This is a genomic window from Serratia sp. JSRIV002 (genome assembly GCF_019968725.1).
Lineage (GTDB): Bacteria > Pseudomonadota > Gammaproteobacteria > Enterobacterales > Enterobacteriaceae > Chania > Chania fonticola_B.
The window spans coordinates 88,475-105,720 of sequence record NZ_CP074144.1 but is presented as its reverse complement, the minus strand read 5'-3'; the positions used below and the strand labels follow the sequence as shown (position 1 = coordinate 105,720).

Genomic DNA, 17,246 nt, shown 5'->3' with positions numbered 1-17,246 from the left:
GTTCTGCCTGAGCAAAGCGAAGGAGGTATCATCGAGCGCTGTTGAGCGCGATGACATCCCCTTTTTTAAAAGGCTTATTTTGTTATGGATTAACGTTCGAAAATAAGGATATCAGTACGTTATGGTTCGAAATTAACTGTCTTCTTCGAAATTAACTGCTGTTGTTAACGCTCCCGAATATCTGGATCCGGAAGAGGATGGCCAACCCGCCTCATTTTCGCCATCACCGGCGCCCACATCCCTTGCAAAAACAGCAATTCCTGAACGCCAGGCAGCACAAAACCCGCGTCGGGCTGGACACGGTTTTTTCAGTCTGGGTTTTTGGTGACTAGAGTTTGCCGGCGCGTTCCAGCAGTCGTTGATAATAGGCTTCCGGATCGCTGTGAAGCAGCCCCGGATTATCGCGCTGGAGCGCCATTTCCAGCTGCACGACCTCGTGACGCATGGTTTTGTTCGACCAGGCGACATAAGCTTGATACATCAGGTTCTGGGCCTTTTTGTGGCCTTTGCCATCAGCTTTGATTTTGCTCTGTAGACCGTCCAGGAGCAGATCGAGACGATCACCTTGCTCAAGCGTATCGAGAGCATCTTCGAGCTGGCCAACCACCTGCTCTTTCTTGCGAGCCAAATCCGGGTTGACCACCCAACGTCGGATCTGCTTGAGCCGGTTACGCAAGGAGTGACGGTTCTTGATATCGATACCAATGTGCTCGATACGCAGTAAATGGCGCTCATATTTGGTGCGCAACGTTTCCGTCAGGCCGTTCTTGATCGCCCAGGTACGGAATTGGCCGAGCCACTGACGGATTTCATCGACGGCAATACCACGGCTAGTGAAGAATCTTTCACTGAGCCAGACACGCAACGGCTTGTTCTGCCCACTGTCGGTATCTTTGCCATGCAGGACGATCGCGTACTGCAGCTGTTCCATCACCGACAGTGCATTAAGCGCCACATCATAGGCTTTGCGCCCACTGTCGTAGACATGCAAGACACCCATGTAATGCGCCAATTGCTCCATCGGAGCCATGATTTCGAAAGGATAGTCGCTGTCCGGGTTAAAGTCGCAGTTGGCCGCCATCACCTGTGACAGAGCCGTCAGCGCCTCACAGGCCTCGGAACGTGCGTGAACGCGCATCGGTTTGGGAACGTAATAGGGATCGTTGCGTTTGGTATACGGAACATACCCATTTTGACGCAGCTCGACCAGGTCGGGGTTGCGATGCCAATTGTGACTGCTGACACGGGCGACCACTTTCGACGCCATGCCACGCGGTACGGCACATCTCAGCCCTGGCTGATAGCGGCGATGGATTTTAGACGTCCCTTTGCGTAAGGCATTAGCCTCCCCGCGGCGGGTACGATTGGGTTCGATTATCGGAGCATCAGACGCGTAATTCAGGCTAGTCAAATAGCCCTGCGCTTATGCTGCACGATAGGAGTTGAATTTTTTTTGGCACAATTCTATACTCCCTGCATAGAGCAACGCTTCTATACAGTTTTGAGTGAGCCCCGTTAATCTTTCCGACCGCCAAGTTAGAGAAGATTATCGGGGTTTTTGCTTTTCAGAATCCGGAGAACTTGCTCAACGTCTTCTGTCCCTGCCACCATACTGGCGTGGCCAACCTAAAAATATTTAAACGATCAGCACATTAGCACTGAGTGAACCAACGATCAAGAAGGTCACCCCATTACCAAACATTCTTTGCGTTCCACTTCACGTTCTATCAAGCGTTCGATCAACTCAGCTTGAGTCAACCCATACTCTTCACATAGATCGATCAAATGATCCTTCAGTGGCTTCCGTACAAATATCTTAACTTCTTTATGGGTTGATTTCTTTCTAGCTACGGATGCTTGCTGCTTTTCTGCAGGACTCAAAGGGTTACCTTTACGATACACACGTTTTGCATTCGATGAAGGAGTAACAATACCTATCGCCTGTGACATCTCCGCCTCCCCAAGGATCTAAAAAGGATCGATTAGGCAAAGACTACTACAGTTTCCGACAGTTAGCAGCAAATGATCGTGATCTGCGACTCATGTTGGCGCATGAGCAATGATGTTCTGCAGATCTGATGGCTTGAAGAAAGGATCAGTAATTCGAATTTAGCGGTGTGCCTTCAGCCCAAAGGCGTTCAAATTCCTGCTGGTAGGCGCGCGCCACAGCTGTTTCGTCGCGGATCACCACCACATTCTCGGCATTGCGACTGAACGCTGATGCTGTGTAGTTCGCAGAACCGGTCTGGACCGTCCGCCCGTCAACCACCACAAATTTCGAATGCTGCTTAGCATATTTACTGTTCAAGCGAACGGGGACCCCTTGATTGGCCAGAAAAGTCACAGCACTGTACGGAGCACGGCTGTCTTTATCGTCTGCCAATACGCGTACCTGGACACCACGCTGCTGCGCATCCACCAGAGCCAGCGCCACCGGTTTTGAGGTAAAGCTGTATGCAGCCAACTCAATACTACTCCTGGACTGCGCCAACGAATCAAGTACCAGGGTCTGCGCCTGCCCGGGGGTAAACGCGGCTTCGACGGTAGCACTAGCAGGTTGCATTACGAGTAGGGGCCCGCTCAACAAGGTCAGACACACCAGGCTGGGCAATGACCGTCTGCTGACGAAATACAATTCCATGAGAACCTCTTGTTATTGAAGTACCAACTGAAACCCCGGAAGAGAAGAAAACTTGTTTTTCCTCTTTTCCGGGGTTGGACAACGGAGCAACGCGAAGGCGTCAGGATGGTGTACCCTATCTTTCTGGCCGTTGCGTTACATCGCAATCAGTCCCAATACCGCCAGATGTACGGTGTAGAACAGCGGAAAAAATTCCCGGGGCCGGAAGCGGGTGACCAGACGACAGGAGCGGCTCAGCACTGTCAGGATGACGCCCGGTATCACTAGCCCCGCTATCACCATCGCCGCACCGTCGCTGGCGTTCAGCGCCAGCATCACCAGCGCAAGACAGCACGCCAGTCCGGTGCGCGTGGTGCGCCTGGCCGTCATGCACACCCCGCAGGCCAGTAACAGCATCATGATGCCGGCAAGGCCATAGCTGCCGCCCGAAAAGGGATACCACACCAGAACCAGTCCCAGCGACAGCGGCCACACGCGGGGACCGTGCTGCTGCATCAGCGCCAGCGCCTGCCCGCTGACCGCAAAGGCAAACAGGATATTGCCCTCATACGGCTGCAGCCCGGCGAGTATCCAGCCGCCCTGTGCCACCACAGCCCACCCCCACAACCGGTTCAGCGACGACTGACGGATGCGAGGATGGCGGGCCAGATTCATCGCCCAGACCAGGCCGAACAGCGGGAAAGCACCCCGTCCAAGTAGCCGTAGTGCGTCGTTATCGAGCCCGAACAGCAGGCTGGTGTGGTCTGCCACCATCAGTAGCAGCGCCACGGTTTTAATCAGGTCGGTTTGCCCCGGTGTCCAGATCAGCAACCGTTGCAGCCAGTTGTCTGTAACCACCACCAGGGGGAAGAACACGTTATCCTCTGCCCGCATCTCAGTCTCCGCTCAGTGTTTTTTCCCGGTCGAGGTCACGCACCACCTCGCGTTCCATCTGTTGCAGGCGTTCACGTTGCACGTTCTCATGTGCCACCTGTGCCACCGCGTCATCGCGGCGGCGCTCCTCATGATTGTCCGGTACCCTGACCGCGTCAGGGGTGGGTTCCTGCGTCCCTTCCAGTTCACGCGCCACTTCCCGTACCGGGTCTGTTCCTTCTCTGCCCTTATCACCGCTGCGCGCCATTTCCCGTACCGCCTGCGCGGCCCGTTCTTCCATTTCGCGGCGTTGCTGTTCGGCCTGCGCCTGCTGCGCCACCACCTCTGGCGGCAGCTTTTCGCCATGCTGTGAGCCGGTGACCACATCGTCCGATACGCCATCAGCCCAGATCCGGCCCCCGGTGATGGCACCGGGGTTCCAGGGACGCCCCTCGCTGCCAGGCAGACGCACCACCACGCCGCTGTGTGGATTTTCCCGCGCCAGCTTCAGCGCAGCCGGCATATCGGCCGCCAGCAGTGATTCCCCGTTACGGCTCACCTGCAGGCCGGCAAAGGTGGCTGCCTCACTGCCCATCACGCGGCCTTCGTCCGTTAAGCCCCGCACTTCACCCTCAACGGGCATCAGCGAACTCAGCCAGATACCTGCCGGCTTACCGTTGCCGTCAAAGGCAGGCAAAGCCACATGCGGCTGCGGATATTTACGGCCAGGCGAGATGAAACGCGCCATCGACCCGTCCGGCGACAATCCGGCCTGGCGCAGCACTGCGCGTCCAGCTGCCACCTCTCCCAGCGGCTTTGCCGTGCCCATCAAACGCTCGGCATTACTGACTGCTCGATCACCGCGAGGCTCCAGAATGTCATGCGCCGTACTGCGGGCGCGGGATTTTCCCATCGCCTCAACCCAGGCCGCACGGTTGTCGGTATACACCTGCGCATGCTGCTTCATACGGCTCAGCGCCACGTAGGCCGATTCGAAGCTCGCCATGGCTTTTCGTGCCCCTTCCGTGCCCAGCAGGGCAATCGCAAACGGCTCACTGGCCCCCTGCGCCCCGTGTGCAGTGACGGCGTAGGCTAGGTCGATATGCTGTTCTGCCCGCTCGGCAGCGGGGTTCACCGTCCGGGTCTGCTGCCCGTCTGTCAACGTGACCCTGTCACCGTCAATCTCGGATATTGTCCAGACGCTGTTGGCCACAAAACCACGCTCATTGTCGCTTTTGGAGAAACGCATCCGGTCGCCGGGCGATACAGTGAGAGTATCCGGGCGATACAGCGTCACCCCCTCTGTCGCAGCCTGGGTGGGCGACAGCGAGCGGGTGTTGCCCTGTTCATCTTTCAGGGTGACCAACTGCCCATCCTTATCCAGGCTGTCAATCCGATAGTAGGTGTTGTCCAGCAGCACCAGATTGTCTTGCGCCGCCTGCCAGGTGGCCATTTTACGCAGCTCACCGTCACGCAGGTTGGCGGAGGTCAGTACCGGTAGTCGGGCCTCCTGCTCACCCAGTTCACCGGCCGCCTGACGAGCCTCATGTATCTGCGCGTTCAGCGCCCGCCGGTCGGCGTTCAGGGTCGTCACCACGATGGTCTGTGCCTGCGCCTGCGGTGTGCGCCCGGTGTAGTCCCGTACAATGGCTTCATAGAGGGTGGCGGGCTGTGCGCCGGGCGTCAGGCTCCCGTCGGCCAGACCTTTCTCGATGGCCTTCTCCTGCGCCGCGCCGAACTCCACCACCGAACTCTCCGGCTGCCAGGCACCCGCCTGACGCGGCACCTGTGCGGGTGCCACCTGCTCAATGGTGTTGAGGGCGCTGTCGATGTCCCGGTCAATCAAACTGTAGACCGCCGGTTTCAGGGCAGGAGTCTGGCGAACGATCTCCTGCATCACCGCGACGTCGATGGCGCTGCGGTTTTGCAGCAGACGGAACGGTTGGCCAGGTGCGATGGACTGCAACTGATCGGTGTCGCCACTGGACACCGCCCTTCCGCCGCCCCCAGCGATCAGGCCATAGGCCCGGGCCATATCGGCATTGCCGACCATTGAGCTTTCATCCACCAGGAACAGCACGTTGCGAAAATCCGGCTTTTCGCCGCCGCGCAGCTGCTGTTGCGTGTCGTGAATAAACGCAGCGAGCGTCTGCGACTCCGGCACGCCGGCATCGCGCATTTCGCTCACGGCTCGGTGGGTGGGTGCCACGCCAATGACGCGGGGCCGCTGCTCCTCCGGCAGTGTGCCGATAGCCGACATTACCGCCCGGAACTGGGTCGTTTTCCCCACCCCGGCGTAGCCCTGTACCAGGGTGAAACGGTCGGAGGACTCCAGGATCATCCGCGTGGCATTGCGTTGCCCGGATGTAAGCCCCTCCATCTGCGCCACTGGTACACGATGCATCAACGGCGCAACGGCATCCTTACCTTCCAGCACATGGCGGATAATGCTTTTCTCAGCGTTATAGGATGCACGGGCAACCAGCAGTTGCAGACCGTTCCCCGGTGAGACCGGCACCGACATCAGCGAACCCTCCCGGGTTTGCTGGTCTATCTCCCGCTCAATCGCCGCCAGTCCTGGCCCTGTCGGCGCTGCCTCGCTGGCCTCCGCCATCAGCTGCGGTTTTGTGAAGGCAAGGTTGCGACTTTCCAGTGCCGGGATGGCCAGATGAATGGCCTGCTGAGCCGGGGTGTGCAGCGCGTTTTTCTGGTGTGTGAGCGCCTCTTCCAGTCTGTCATGCCCGGCGGCTTCCTTGATTTGTGCCGACACCACGCTAAAGGCCGACTGTCTGGCCAGTTTCTCCGTGGTTTTCGCTTCGGTTTGCGCCGAGTACAGCCGCACCTGCGGACCGCTCAGGGCCAGCTTGTTGAGGGTGGTGGTGTCCATCTCCCGCAGGCTCAGCGAGGCAAAGACCGTGGCGTTATCACTCACGCTGCGCCCGGGCGATCCCACCCAGCCTTGCCCGACTTTCGGCGCCGTAAACGGGCTGTCTCCGGACGGCAGCGTCACCGTTCCCTTGCGACCGGGAAGGGTCACGGCTATGCCTTTATCATCAAAGCCGGTGACGGTCACGGTATCGCCACCCTTAAGCCGTGCGCCTGGCGTTTTGCCCAGCACCGCCAGTCGGTCCCCTTCCGACACCGGGATTTGCGTGGCACGAAGCAACGACCAGCTGCTGTCGAGCGATGCCAGCCGGATCACCTGACTTTCACCCTGCACATTGCGCAACGTCAGGCTGTTATTACGGGCGGTAACGCGGTCAATCACAAACCTTTCATGACGTCGCGCCTGAGCATCCCAACGCTCCATCACCATCCCGTCGCGGTAGTGGTCGCGCACCTGCTGATGGCGACTGTCCAGCCACACCGGCTCGAGCGCGGTGATGGTGTGCTCTTTCTCGCCCAACACGCGTTCTGCACGCAGGGCATCACGCACCGCACCTGTGAGCGCCGCCTGTTCGCGGGCACCAGTGACCTGTGCCACGCTGTGTTCTCCCGCCCGTATACTGCGGGCAAAGTCGGTGGCCAGCCGGTCATAACGTTGACGCCGGTCAGGCTCGCTGATGACGTCCACCCGGGTTTTCTCCCCCTGCTGCCAGCTCAGCGTATTCACGCCCGTTTCTTTCATCACTGTCAGGGCGCTGCCGGTGCCGCTGCGTTGCCCGCTGTCGGTCATCAATAGCTGCACGTTATGACGCAGGGCACCATCGAGCAGCGTCAGCGTCTCTTTGAGCGTCAGCTTTTCGGCCTGGTCGACAATCAGCGTGCTGCCCGGCAAAAATGTCATCCCCTCCGTCAGTGCCCGCCGGTCGGTAATGTGCTCCCCGCCAAGGCGCTCATCCTGCGCAAGGCTGCGGGCCGAGCGGCGATCTGCCGCCACTATCTGCACCTCACGCCCCTGTTCGTGCGCCATCATGGCCAGCTCTGCTACACGCTCACGCTGGCCAGCGGCCCCCCCTTGACCGGCCACAATCGCCACCGGCAGACGGTCCTGCGCCAGCACACTGACCGCGTCAGAGTAAGCTCGGGTTCGGGGCTGTGCTTTATCCGCAAAGGTATCAATCGGCCCGGCCCGCTGCAGGTCGCGGGTCAGGGCCGCCACCGACAGTTCGTCGAGCACATGAATGTTTGAGGTGAACAGGCCTTTTTCTTTATCGAGCGGAATAAGCTGTTCGTTTTTAATCGCCGACTCGATGCCCTCGCGCGCCTGCGCCACTACCCCCGGCTGCGCGGGCAACTGACCGATTGTGGTAGCCAGCAGTTCAGAGTAAGTGAAGCGCGCCCGCCGGTCGCTCAGCATGCCGATGGCCAGGCCGACCGACGCACTGATGTCGACGGCCTCCACGGACGGGGCCGGGATGTCACCCGCCTGCGCACGCTGGTCAGCGTCCTCGCGGTAGCCCCGGATATCGAAGCCGGTGGCTTTCAGTGTGTGCATCCACTCGCTCATCCGTTGCTCTGGATCGACCTTTTCTTTCGGGCGCCGCGTATCCAGCGCGGCCATGTCGCGTGATTTTAGCGATGCATCTTCCCCTACGGCCTCCTTAATCGCCTGAGTGCGACTGGAGAATTCGACGACCGGTACGTCTTTCAGCTCCCACATGCCGTGCTTCCCCACGACCTCCGTCTCATAGCCCAGCGCCGTGACATCCTGATGCAGTGTGGCGCGGTAAATTTTGCCGAAGGCTATCTGGTTGGCGTACACGTTTTCGATGAAGCCGGTTTTGCCGACCTTATCGCTGCTGAGCGTCCGCCAATCATCACCGTACCGGGTGAGGTTGGCCACCACGGCATGGGTGTGCAACAGCGGCTCCTGGTCACGGCTGGTATCGTGGTTAAACAGCGCCATCACCAGATTGCCGGTCAACTCGGTCTGACTTTTACCGTCGGTCATCACCCGCGTCGAGGCCAGTGCCTCCACCTGCTTCACAGCGGTATCCACCGCGTGGTTGTGTGCGTCAATCAGCCGTGTGTCGCCGCCGAGCATGGCCATCACTGAAATACTTTTGGGGGCTGAGAAGGTCAGGTCATAGCCCGGTCGGTGCTTGTTGGCACCCTCCTGCATACGGCTGAGATCACTCCCGTCCGGCAGGCGGCCTTCCAGCAACTGGGTGAAGGTTTTCTGGTCCACTTCCCCTTTAAGCCCCAGCTCAGCAGCCCCCTCGCCCGCCCAGCGTTCTCCCATACTGCCAATGACGTAGTAGTTATCCTTGTCGGTGTAGTAGTTTCCGGCGCTGCCGGCCGATTTTACTGTCGCCAGACTTAACATCAGAGGTTATCTCCTGGTTCGAGGTCTTTTTCAGGCGAACGATGCACATTGATGTTCACCTCTTCACGGCGCTGCATATCCTTCCCTGACAGCCTATCTTGCTCAGCCTGCCAGGCTTCAAAGGCATCCCAGTCCACCACTTCGCCGCTGACATCAATACCGGGCGGCAACTTTTCAGCGTCTTCGGCTTTGGTGGCCAGCTCTTGCTCGGTACCGCCAACGCCCACCGCTGCTGCCGATGAACCGGATGTAGCCGCAGGTGCGCCACTCGTCGCTGGGCGCTCCATGGGCGCAGCAGGGGCAACCGGCGCGACAGGGACGTCCACAGGCGCGGGAGGTGCGCTGGCTACCACTGACACAACCGCTTCAACCGGAATATCCGGCGTAAACAGCACTGCCAGACTGCGAGATTCGTCTTCGCGTGCGGCCAGGGCGAGGTTCAGACGCGCATCCGCCTGCTCATCCAGGGTGCGCGGGATGAATTCGGGTGCGACCTTCGGTCGTGGCTGGTACTTCAGGGCCATCTTCACTGCCGGATAGGGTCCCGGTAGCGTGACATAACAGGAGAGATCCGGCAGCGTCTGGATGTCGGAGTAGCTGACAAGCGTCACGCGCTCCATGTCCTTGCCCAGCGTAATACGGCTATTTTTGTGCATCGCTAATTTCTCCGAAGTGAACCAGCCAGCTAACCCCGTCCTGGCGTTCGAACTGCAAGACGTACTGCTTCAGCTCAGGGTAAGGTTTGGAATCGCCAATCCAGGTCTTCAACTGTCCGCGAACGTCAACGCGGCTGCTGCCCGGATACACCTTCACGCTGGTCATGTAGAAGGCCGAGTTAACGTTGTTGTCCTTGATCCGCGTGGCGTCTTCTGCCAGTTTGATTTTTAACGCATTCTGGGACGCCGGACGGACATACATCAGCAGTTGTTCGTGTGAGGCATCCACGGTTTCCGGCGTGACGTTGACGCGCAAGGCAATGAGAGAGAGGGCCATTTGTTGCAGGTACGATGCATCGGCCTGATTCTGTGATACGGCGAACGGTGCGTTGTAGAGCATCGGCGTAACCGCCACCTTTTGTTCGTTCTGCAGGCGATAATTATTAATCCCCTGAATGACGTTGGTACTGAGGCTCAGCAGCAATAGCGTCCCCAGCGAGAGAAACCCGATGGCGATAACGCGCTGTGTACTGAGGCGTGCTCCATGATCCATCTGAATAATCCTGTCTATTTGATCCACTGCCGATAGCAGGAGTCTGGTACGTCGTGGAAAATGCCCCTCAACAGGGAAGTCGGCATATACCAGTACACCAGGTCCCGCAGCCATGTACTGCCACGCCCTTTTTTCAGTTTCTTAATGGCCAGATACGCCAGGACGCCCGCGACAATCCCCAAAAGGTAATGCTGCGACCAGATCCCCCATCCCAGGCAAATAATGGCCGGGATGAGTTCGTCCACAGGCAGACCAAACCAGCGCCCTTGATTGGTGAGCGTTTCGGGGAATCGGTATTTTTTGAGAGACTCGTCTGCCATTTAAATAGGCCTCCGGGTAACTGGTGGGCAGCCGCGAAATCTCTGCCCACCAGAATTCAGGCAAAGCAATCCCGTGAACGCGAATAAACGCATTCGAAATTAAAAAAAATTAATAAGCAGGGACGCTTTCTACTTCCACTAACGCGGAATTAATACCCGGCGACAGACATACCGATGGCGACAAACACCGACAGAATGGCGAAGCCGGCAAGGAACTTGAGGTTCTTGGTGGTCATATACATCACCGCCCCGACCAGCACCTCGGCCAGGATGACCCATTTCACCACGCTTGAACCGGACCCAAAGGTGCTCTTAACGGTACCGTCGCCGCTTGCCATCAGGTCTTTACCGGCTCCAGCTGCCATCACCGTTTCTGGGAAGGCAGCCGACACCGCCGCAATCGGCAGTGCGAACTTCAGCGCTTTGAGAAGACCAACTTTACTGAATTTCTTTTTAGCAGCGGGTGCCTGTGCTGCATTCATCACAGAGATTTCTGTCATTTCATTATTCCTTCAACATAACAGTTAGATTTAAAAAGCGGTTGAAATTACAAACTTCATTACCTCAGTTGAAATTATTGGGTATCACCTCCACCATTTCTGCATTGTAAAAATCGGGAAACTTCTTCAGATGATCGTGAAGCCGTTCCCGTACCTCATAGGATTTACACCAGCCACTGCGATTTTTCGCGTTGATGAGTTTAAGGTTTGTTTCATCATCAAACCTGACGGTGGCATAGTGCTTCCGTGAAAAATCCGGGCTTTCCATGACGCTGAACATCGGAAAACGGTTAAGGTGATCTCGCACACGGAAGAACACCTCAAACCCCCGGCTTCTCCCACTACGTTGAACGGCAGCGCTTAATAAATCTTCCGTTGCCGTATCAAGTTTCACTCTTACCGTTTTCCCAAGAGCAGGAGCGCTGCTATATCTCCTCACAACCCCCTCCATTCTGTTTTTGACACAAGGTGATCATAACTCAGAAGCACCTCCGGACGTTTGTCCCAAAGGCCCCGCCCTTTAACATAAAAGTAATAATTTAATTACCACTCATTCAGCAAACTCTTATTTTTAATTATTTCAAGTTAAATTAAATAGATTCCCTGGCACTGCAAAAGGCCATGGTTGTTTGCCACGAAAAATTAATTACTTATCGTTCCTTAAGAATCTTTTACCTTCAGACGCAATATCTTCGAAGTTAATGAGATGGTCAGTTAAACGGAGTAAAGCCTCTTGTGTTTTACTGCGTCCTGTTCGTAGAGCCGACTCGGTAAGCAGACGATTTACGTTGGGACTCAATCTCATCACAAGCTGTACTGCTTTCCATTGTTCATCAGTCATAGTTGTAATTCCAAACTGAAACTAAAGGTATGAGTGGTAATTAAACATAAACTTACAAACATGTGAAGATCTTTTGAGTGTTTTTTTCTATTAATTTGAGCCTGTTTTGAGAATATTAATATAAATCATACTCATAAAGCACATATTGGTTCCCATTTCACCTATGATGCAGGTGTAAGGTAATGCCTGATGCTAGTGCCTGTATGAGCATCTATGCTCAGGAAGTGCTCAAAAACGAAACAGGAAGAGTCTTAAGCGCATGAAAAAAAATATAAATTACATAGAAAAAATCAGTAACCTGCTAACCCAAAAAGGTGTCGGGTACAGAAAGCATGCGTCGACAATGGCAACAATACTGGGGCTGCAGTACAACAGCGCCAAACAAAAGCTAGATGGCAAGAGGGGTATAACACTCGAGGAGGTAAGAAATATATTCAAATATTTCAATGAGCCTTTTGAAGGGCAAAGGGTACATAATTGTGTTTTTATTATGAACAACATCCACAAGCGATGCGTTATAGAGGTTAATGATAGCCCAGTGATTAATACCGAGGAAAATGAGACTTATGCGGTGAAAAAAGACGGTCTTTTTGTAATTAGCACAAAAAATGAGAACCCTCTTGATGTGGAAATATACAAGGTCAATTCAATAGACTTCTTGCCAGCTCCAAAAATTGCATTATTAGACAACGACCGTGATACTCTTGAACTTCTTAAGCTAGTTACAGCCCGATATGGGATAGAAGCAGATACGTATCAAAATAAAACCGAAATTATTGAGGCTCTAAGCAATAATCAGTATGAAGCATATATACTTGATTGGTTGCTTGATTTTGGTGAAACATCTGAAAGCGTAGTCAAAAAGTTAAGAGAAAAAACGGCCTCCTATAGCAACATAATAATTTTAACGGGGCAACTGAACCATTATGAAAAAAATATCGGCGATATGATTTTAAACTATGATGTAAAATTAATAGAGAAACCAGCAAAACCATTCATTATATCATCACTATTATTATCAACTTTATTTTTTAATTAATTCAACAAGGGTAAATATAAAGAATGAAGAACCTGCGCCATCTACTGGTTTTACACGAATTCTACGCTTGAGTGATTTCACGTAGTTTTTAATAATTGTTAACTGTAACGGCCTGACATCGAAAACCGCCCGACCTGCAATCAAGGGCGGTTTTCAACCCACATTAGGTGATTCTCACCGAACCTGAAACCCAGATTAAATGATAATGAGCCAGCATTATTAAATTTATTACATCAATCAAACATCATCTTCACCACCCTCATCTTTAGGGAAGAAGTTTGATACAATTTGGTCTACATCTTCGCGGATTGTTGTGACCATATCTTTAAATATGAACTTCTCGTTCCCTTCTAAATATGGACTGAGAGACACCATGCCTAAAAGCTTACTTGTCGCCATCTGCGATTTCAGCACATTCTCCAGCAACGTCTTATTAAAGAGGGCCTGATTGAATCCTGTCTCTTTATTGTTCATCTGGGCCTCATAGACCCTAAGCCCCAGTTCAATGAGCATCGTGGTGACACTCGAAAAACTGACATCTTTATCCTTAGCACCTTCCTGACGGCGTTTTTCTACTATTGCCATTATCTTGTCTGCCACGTCATCGCTGGCGTACACTTGGATCTTAGCCACGGCACCTTTCCTTATATTATTGTGGTTTTATTTGACACTGAAATATCAAAAACATGACGAATCGCCAAAAAATCGAATCGCAAGTCGAATCTAGATATACAGCAAGTCATGTAGCGAATCGTAGCAGGGGTCGACTCTAGGGTCAATTCGCACTAACAGTCTGATTTATAAAAATCGATTCGTCTACGACTTTTCACAGAGTCATAGACGAGTCGCTTAGATTCGTTGGCGATATATTTAGACTTCCACATTGGAATCGAACGGAATTAATAATTCCTAACCCACTGTTTCAACAACCAAATCAGCAAAAAGTAAATTTTGCGTGGGGTGTGGTGATTTTTGTGGTGAAGAGTGCATATATATTGAACTGCGAACTTGTATAGATTAAAATACTACCTAGAAATCAGACCGGAGGAAGTATATGAATAAAATGGCCGCTTTGACTGTATCTCTGCTTTTTTCAGGCATGGTAAACGCATCGGATTGTTTTGATTTGGCAGGAAGGGATTACAAAATCGATCCAGACTTACTCCGCGCAATAGCCTGGAATGAGTCCAAGTTCAATCAATATGCCGTAGGTAATAATTATGATTCTAGTGTTGACACTGGTATCATGCAAATTAACTCACAGCATGATCAAGAGCTCTATAGCTATGGCATAACGAGACATCATTTAAAAAATGATGCCTGTCTTAACATCTATACAGGTGCCTTTTATCTTGCTATAGCTTTCAAAAAATGGGGAGTTTCCTGGGTTTCTGTTGGTGCATATAATGCAGGTTTTAAAGACTCTCCGAAGCAAGCATACCGTAGATACATATATGCAGAAAAAATCCATAGAACTTACAAAACAATTAAGCTTAACAAGAAAAAGCCTCTTACTTATCCGATAGCTAAAAATTAGCACATTCTCTTATCCACATATGCACATGAGATAAAGCCAGTGAAATACTATCCTTTCATTAGGGTGGAATGAACGTGAGCGATTCCTTCACCTCTACAAGGTGAAAGAATATCGATTGTGTATATGTGGATAAGTTATCATGCCAACAGCACATTCTCAGACGATGACAATAGGTTTTTCATTGTCATCGTGCAAGCCAGGGAGCCCCTCTGGGGCAGCGGCAGGATGAAAATTTTTGTTATTTTCATCCGGGTGGGAGGGGAATAAACTGATACTCTCTCAACGGGGGTATCACTTTAAAGGGACGCCGAGAAGTATTACAGAAATGCAATTCTACATCATAAAAAAACCGGAACGAGGAGGTGCCCTCCTCATTCATGGGTTGAACTGATTAGGCGGTCAACTGCGCTCTCATTCTGTTTATTTCATCTTCGACACCATGACCATGCCAAAAATCACGAAAACCCACACGCCATAGCTCACCAGATTTATAGCGTTCAATGTTGACATTCTCAAATCGATCGCCAAACTTGACATTGAATTCCTGGATGGCTTTCTCTGTTAGAGCGTCGCTATACTCTCTCTTTGTGAAAAGATAATTAACACCGCCATAAACTTTATTGAACGGGGACTCACAATATTCATAGATATCTTCCATGCTGTTAAAGTGGCCATCTTTATACTTACCAATAATGGCTTTAATCTCATCCTCTTTAGGGCCATCTGTCCAACTAATATTGACACTAGAAGTATGCCTTTTGCGGACACTAAACTTTACGCCTGGGCATGCTTTTTTCAACTCCTTCCGAACATTAGCAGTAACTTGAGTAATTCCTTTTTGTTCTTGTGAAAGCCCGATATATTCAGGAGCTTTTTTTATGCGTTCAACTTCATCTTGAAATGCTTTTTGAGCCCGTTTTTTTTCTGTGTTTCTCCTTTCTTCTTCATCGCGCGCATTGCTTAAAATTCGCAGGACTTCATCTTGGCCCAGAACTTCATCATGGATCGTCCACTGAACTCCATACAAAATGCACTCATGTAATTGATGCGTCATTGTCCCACACTCAAAAGCAATATCAAAAGTTGCGTTACCACCTGTTGCCATTACACCGCCCAAACGATGGGTTACTGTTTCCGGACTTTGTTTACCCTGGATCATGTATATGACACCACGACCGAGACCATATAGACTTGTGCTGACAACTTGCCCGACTACAACCACCTTTTTTTCGATCCCAATTTTCATAACACCCATGGCTTTATCTCCTATTTATTGGCCTGCTTTCTCAGGAACGGGCCGTTGATTACATTGTTTAATGATCACTCTGTCGCAAACATCTGTGCTTCCTCTTCGATGAAGTCTGCACATTCACGGCGGTAAATTTCATCGAATATCTGTACTATCTCAGGATGCCCCCTATAGATCGGAGCAACAATTTCCAATGTCATTACTTCGGCGATTAACCATAATTCATCCGCTTTACTTAGGTTTCCTGCGTTAAGCTCATCCCTGGCGGCGTAATTTGTTCTTTTCACTTTCGTGGTCAGAACCTCAATTTCTCCCGTTGTTTTTATCGGTTCACACCACTCAATTTTGGTACCTATCGTCCCACCCAATACCGCCCTCCCATTGCGGTCCGTAATTTGGACGTACTGAGCCAAATAATCCAGAACTGTTGTATCACCCAGTACGTCCGCATCCTTGTACTGCCAGGCGTTTTCACTGTGTACTTTATTTACCTGATTTACGGCATCCGTAATTGTTGATGCTGTAAGTACGTAGAAACTGATCTGTTTTTTCTCAAATGCCGCATCATTTGGGAACGTAGCCAGGCCTCTAACAAGCACCTTAAACTGTTTATTAAAGATATCTTCCCTGATCGAGACACCCTTTTCATAGGGTGACGGAATGAATTTAGGGGTTGCCTTTTCACATATCCTGCTAGTCCCCGTCGCGCTGTTGACCTTGACGTTTTGTGTGTGCATGTTATTTGTCCCGTTAGTGTTTATTGTCACATCCCACTGAGCCCCTCGCCGCAACCGCTAAACTCACCTTCCAGGAATGAGGATGAAGTCAAATTTGGCGACAAAGCCGCAGCGCAAGCGACCACAGGGAGTGCGAACGGGTGCCGGCGACAGATTTGACTTCAGACGCCTGGAAGGTAGTTTTTAGCGGGGCGAGGGACTCAGCGGGTGTGACTGACACGGTAGTAACAATATGCACACACCCGACACGGCGAAATGCCGTGGCGACCTTAGCGCCCTGCAGCTTTTCGCAGGGCAGTGAACGCGCTGGCCACCGGCCAGCTGCAGCCCTTGACCTGGCCGTTAGCCATCATACCCTAGCCGTCAGGCCCGAAACCCGCGCTTTTGCGGGGTTCGGCGGAGCTTGCTCGGCGTCTTCATGCCGGGCTAGCGCAGTCGGGGTGACGACCTGGCGCAGCCAGGAAGCCGAAGGGGGCCAAACCGCCGTTGACCTGATTTTTGGCCATGCATCTGTTGATTAAACTATGTGGTATTACAAAGGAAAGTAGTTTGATGAAAAGGAAGAAACTTAATATCAATACCTTGTGTTCAATTCAGTGCAAGCCAGCCCGCCATACGCTGAGAAAATGCAGTAAAAGAAGCCACGGCGGCGGCGCAGCCGCAGCAGTTGCTTATTATGGTTTTTGCGGCGCCGACGTTGGCACCATTCCAAACTTGTGATGCATAGCCGGGAAAAAAACCGCCCACTTAGGGGCGGCACGTTAAATCAGACAAGCGCCCGTTTTAGTTCAAGCGCACGTAGAAGTTGCCCCCACTCGCTCCCACACATCGCGGGAACCCTAACAGAGCGGCCTTTGTGACGACAGCGAGCGATATGACGGCCCCAGGCGCGCATTTCAGGAGTAAGGTCACTGGCGGCAATGTCATCGCGCAGAATACGAACCTGTTTTTTCGGTTGCTCGTTTTGGATCTCCAATTGCTTTACATACAGCGCAGATGGTGCAATGATTGAGACTTCAATATTCATGGCTTTATCTCCATGTTGATTATTG

The 17,246-nt window shown here is 52.5% G+C and carries 19 protein-coding genes; 4 read left to right on the top strand and 15 right to left on the bottom strand.

Annotation, left to right across the window (positions count from 1 at the left end; all coding sequences use genetic code 11):
* Positions 1 to 328: 328 nt before the first annotated feature.
* The 11 genes from KGP26_RS29130 to KGP26_RS29080 all read right to left on the bottom strand — a co-directional run bounded on the left by KGP26_RS29130 (position 329) and on the right by KGP26_RS29080 (position 11,596).
* Positions 329 to 1,411 (bottom strand): Replication protein, encoded by a 1,083-nt coding sequence (locus tag KGP26_RS29130; RefSeq protein ID WP_371822220.1) that lies wholly within the window; start codon positions 1,409 to 1,411, stop codon positions 329 to 331.
* 272 nt (positions 1,412 to 1,683) lie between these two features.
* On the bottom strand, positions 1,684 to 1,950 hold the full coding sequence (locus KGP26_RS29125) for a replication regulatory protein RepA (RefSeq protein ID WP_115160188.1): 267 nt from the start codon (positions 1,948 to 1,950) through the stop codon (positions 1,684 to 1,686).
* A gap of 145 nt (positions 1,951 to 2,095) precedes the next feature.
* Positions 2,096 to 2,563 (bottom strand): phospholipase D family protein, encoded by a 468-nt coding sequence (locus tag KGP26_RS29120; RefSeq protein ID WP_223538561.1) that lies wholly within the window; start codon positions 2,561 to 2,563, stop codon positions 2,096 to 2,098.
* Between the two features lie 213 nt (positions 2,564 to 2,776).
* Positions 2,777 to 3,514 carry a type-F conjugative transfer system pilin acetylase TraX gene (gene traX / locus KGP26_RS29115; protein ID WP_223499800.1) on the bottom strand — a complete coding sequence of 246 codons (738 nt, stop codon included), beginning with the start codon at positions 3,512 to 3,514 and terminating at the stop codon, positions 2,777 to 2,779.
* A 1-nt stretch (position 3,515) separates the two neighbouring features.
* The gene (traI, locus tag KGP26_RS29110; RefSeq protein WP_223499801.1) at positions 3,516 to 8,762 is read right to left on the bottom strand and encodes a conjugative transfer relaxase/helicase TraI; all 5,247 of its coding nucleotides are present in this window, start codon (positions 8,760 to 8,762) and stop codon (positions 3,516 to 3,518) included.
* The gene (locus tag KGP26_RS29105) at positions 8,762 to 9,418 is read right to left on the bottom strand and encodes a hypothetical protein (protein ID WP_223499829.1); all 657 of its coding nucleotides are present in this window, start codon (positions 9,416 to 9,418) and stop codon (positions 8,762 to 8,764) included. Before KGP26_RS29105 ends, traI begins: the two co-directional genes overlap by 1 nt.
* Positions 9,405 to 9,971, bottom strand: a complete 567-nt coding sequence (gene traE, locus KGP26_RS29100) for a type IV conjugative transfer system protein TraE (RefSeq protein ID WP_223499802.1) — start codon at positions 9,969 to 9,971, stop codon at positions 9,405 to 9,407. The genes KGP26_RS29105 and traE overlap by 14 nt, the downstream gene beginning before the upstream one ends.
* Before the next feature lie 14 nt (positions 9,972 to 9,985).
* Positions 9,986 to 10,291 (bottom strand): type IV conjugative transfer system protein TraL, encoded by a 306-nt coding sequence (traL, locus tag KGP26_RS29095; protein ID WP_065684418.1) that lies wholly within the window; start codon positions 10,289 to 10,291, stop codon positions 9,986 to 9,988.
* Positions 10,292 to 10,440: 149 nt separating this feature from the next.
* Positions 10,441 to 10,791: a type IV conjugative transfer system pilin TraA gene (gene traA / locus KGP26_RS29090; RefSeq protein ID WP_223499803.1), complete on the bottom strand. Its 351-nt coding sequence runs from the start codon at positions 10,789 to 10,791 to the stop codon at positions 10,441 to 10,443.
* Positions 10,792 to 10,855: 64 nt separating this feature from the next.
* On the bottom strand, positions 10,856 to 11,185 hold the full coding sequence (locus KGP26_RS29085; protein ID WP_245398332.1) for a TraY domain-containing protein: 330 nt from the start codon (positions 11,183 to 11,185) through the stop codon (positions 10,856 to 10,858).
* A 252-nt stretch (positions 11,186 to 11,437) separates the two neighbouring features.
* Positions 11,438 to 11,596 carry a TraY domain-containing protein gene (locus KGP26_RS29080; protein WP_223538575.1) on the bottom strand — a complete coding sequence of 53 codons (159 nt, stop codon included), beginning with the start codon at positions 11,594 to 11,596 and terminating at the stop codon, positions 11,438 to 11,440.
* Positions 11,597 to 11,891: 295 nt separating this feature from the next.
* On the opposite strand from KGP26_RS29080, the gene KGP26_RS29075 reads away from it, so the two are divergent.
* Positions 11,892 to 12,671 (top strand): helix-turn-helix domain-containing protein, encoded by a 780-nt coding sequence (locus tag KGP26_RS29075; protein ID WP_223499806.1) that lies wholly within the window; start codon positions 11,892 to 11,894, stop codon positions 12,669 to 12,671.
* A gap of 237 nt (positions 12,672 to 12,908) precedes the next feature.
* Here the strand turns inward: KGP26_RS29075 and traM are convergent, their stop codons facing one another.
* Positions 12,909 to 13,304: a conjugal transfer relaxosome DNA-binding protein TraM gene (traM, locus tag KGP26_RS29070; RefSeq protein ID WP_223499807.1), complete on the bottom strand. Its 396-nt coding sequence runs from the start codon at positions 13,302 to 13,304 to the stop codon at positions 12,909 to 12,911.
* A gap of 421 nt (positions 13,305 to 13,725) precedes the next feature.
* Between traM and KGP26_RS29065 the strand changes: the two genes are divergently transcribed.
* A complete protein-coding gene (locus tag KGP26_RS29065; RefSeq protein ID WP_223499808.1) occupies positions 13,726 to 14,208 on the top strand; it encodes a transglycosylase SLT domain-containing protein in 483 nt (160 codons plus the stop codon).
* Between the two features lie 391 nt (positions 14,209 to 14,599).
* On the opposite strand, the gene KGP26_RS29060 is transcribed toward KGP26_RS29065, so the two are convergent.
* Both KGP26_RS29060 and KGP26_RS29055 read right to left on the bottom strand, forming a co-directional pair.
* Positions 14,600 to 15,463: an LPD29 domain-containing protein gene (locus KGP26_RS29060; RefSeq protein WP_223538560.1), complete on the bottom strand. Its 864-nt coding sequence runs from the start codon at positions 15,461 to 15,463 to the stop codon at positions 14,600 to 14,602.
* Positions 15,464 to 15,528: 65 nt separating this feature from the next.
* Complete coding sequence (locus tag KGP26_RS29055; protein WP_223499811.1) at positions 15,529 to 16,194, bottom strand: hypothetical protein; 666 nt, start codon at positions 16,192 to 16,194, stop codon at positions 15,529 to 15,531.
* Positions 16,195 to 16,454: 260 nt separating this feature from the next.
* Between KGP26_RS29055 and KGP26_RS29050 the strand changes: the two genes are divergently transcribed.
* Both KGP26_RS29050 and KGP26_RS29045 read left to right on the top strand, forming a co-directional pair.
* The gene (locus KGP26_RS29050) at positions 16,455 to 16,715 is read left to right on the top strand and encodes a hypothetical protein (protein ID WP_223499812.1); all 261 of its coding nucleotides are present in this window, start codon (positions 16,455 to 16,457) and stop codon (positions 16,713 to 16,715) included.
* A gap of 31 nt (positions 16,716 to 16,746) precedes the next feature.
* Positions 16,747 to 16,914: a hypothetical protein gene (locus KGP26_RS29045; protein ID WP_223499813.1), complete on the top strand. Its 168-nt coding sequence runs from the start codon at positions 16,747 to 16,749 to the stop codon at positions 16,912 to 16,914.
* 46 nt (positions 16,915 to 16,960) lie between these two features.
* Here KGP26_RS29045 and KGP26_RS29040 read toward each other — a convergent pair whose 3' ends face one another.
* Complete coding sequence (locus KGP26_RS29040) at positions 16,961 to 17,221, bottom strand: hypothetical protein (protein WP_371822222.1); 261 nt, start codon at positions 17,219 to 17,221, stop codon at positions 16,961 to 16,963.
* Positions 17,222 to 17,246 lie beyond the last annotated feature (25 nt).

Excerpts from the sequence above, each read along its gene's own strand:
- traE (WP_223499802.1), bottom strand. The coding sequence starts at position 9,971 with ATGGATCATGGAGCACGCCTCAGTACACAGCGCGTTATCGCCATCGGG.
- KGP26_RS29065 (WP_223499808.1), top strand. The coding sequence starts at position 13,726 with ATGAATAAAATGGCCGCTTTGACTGTATCTCTGCTTTTTTCAGGCATG.
- traA (WP_223499803.1), bottom strand. The coding sequence starts at position 10,791 with ATGACAGAAATCTCTGTGATGAATGCAGCACAGGCACCCGCTGCTAAA.
- traX (WP_223499800.1), bottom strand. The coding sequence starts at position 3,514 with ATGCGGGCAGAGGATAACGTGTTCTTCCCCCTGGTGGTGGTTACAGAC.
- KGP26_RS29040 (WP_371822222.1), bottom strand. The coding sequence starts at position 17,221 with ATGAATATTGAAGTCTCAATCATTGCACCATCTGCGCTGTATGTAAAG.
- KGP26_RS29045 (WP_223499813.1), top strand. The coding sequence starts at position 16,747 with ATGAAAAGGAAGAAACTTAATATCAATACCTTGTGTTCAATTCAGTGC.
- KGP26_RS29055 (WP_223499811.1), bottom strand. The coding sequence starts at position 16,194 with ATGCACACACAAAACGTCAAGGTCAACAGCGCGACGGGGACTAGCAGG.
- traI (WP_223499801.1), bottom strand. The coding sequence starts at position 8,762 with ATGTTAAGTCTGGCGACAGTAAAATCGGCCGGCAGCGCCGGAAACTAC.
- KGP26_RS29105 (WP_223499829.1), bottom strand. The coding sequence starts at position 9,418 with ATGCACAAAAATAGCCGTATTACGCTGGGCAAGGACATGGAGCGCGTG.
- KGP26_RS29080 (WP_223538575.1), bottom strand. The coding sequence starts at position 11,596 with ATGAGATTGAGTCCCAACGTAAATCGTCTGCTTACCGAGTCGGCTCTA.
- KGP26_RS29060 (WP_223538560.1), bottom strand. The coding sequence starts at position 15,463 with ATGGGTGTTATGAAAATTGGGATCGAAAAAAAGGTGGTTGTAGTCGGG.
- KGP26_RS29120 (WP_223538561.1), bottom strand. The coding sequence starts at position 2,563 with ATGCAACCTGCTAGTGCTACCGTCGAAGCCGCGTTTACCCCCGGGCAG.
- KGP26_RS29125 (WP_115160188.1), bottom strand. The coding sequence starts at position 1,950 with ATGTCACAGGCGATAGGTATTGTTACTCCTTCATCGAATGCAAAACGT.
- traL (WP_065684418.1), bottom strand. The coding sequence starts at position 10,291 with ATGGCAGACGAGTCTCTCAAAAAATACCGATTCCCCGAAACGCTCACC.
- KGP26_RS29075 (WP_223499806.1), top strand. The coding sequence starts at position 11,892 with ATGAAAAAAAATATAAATTACATAGAAAAAATCAGTAACCTGCTAACC.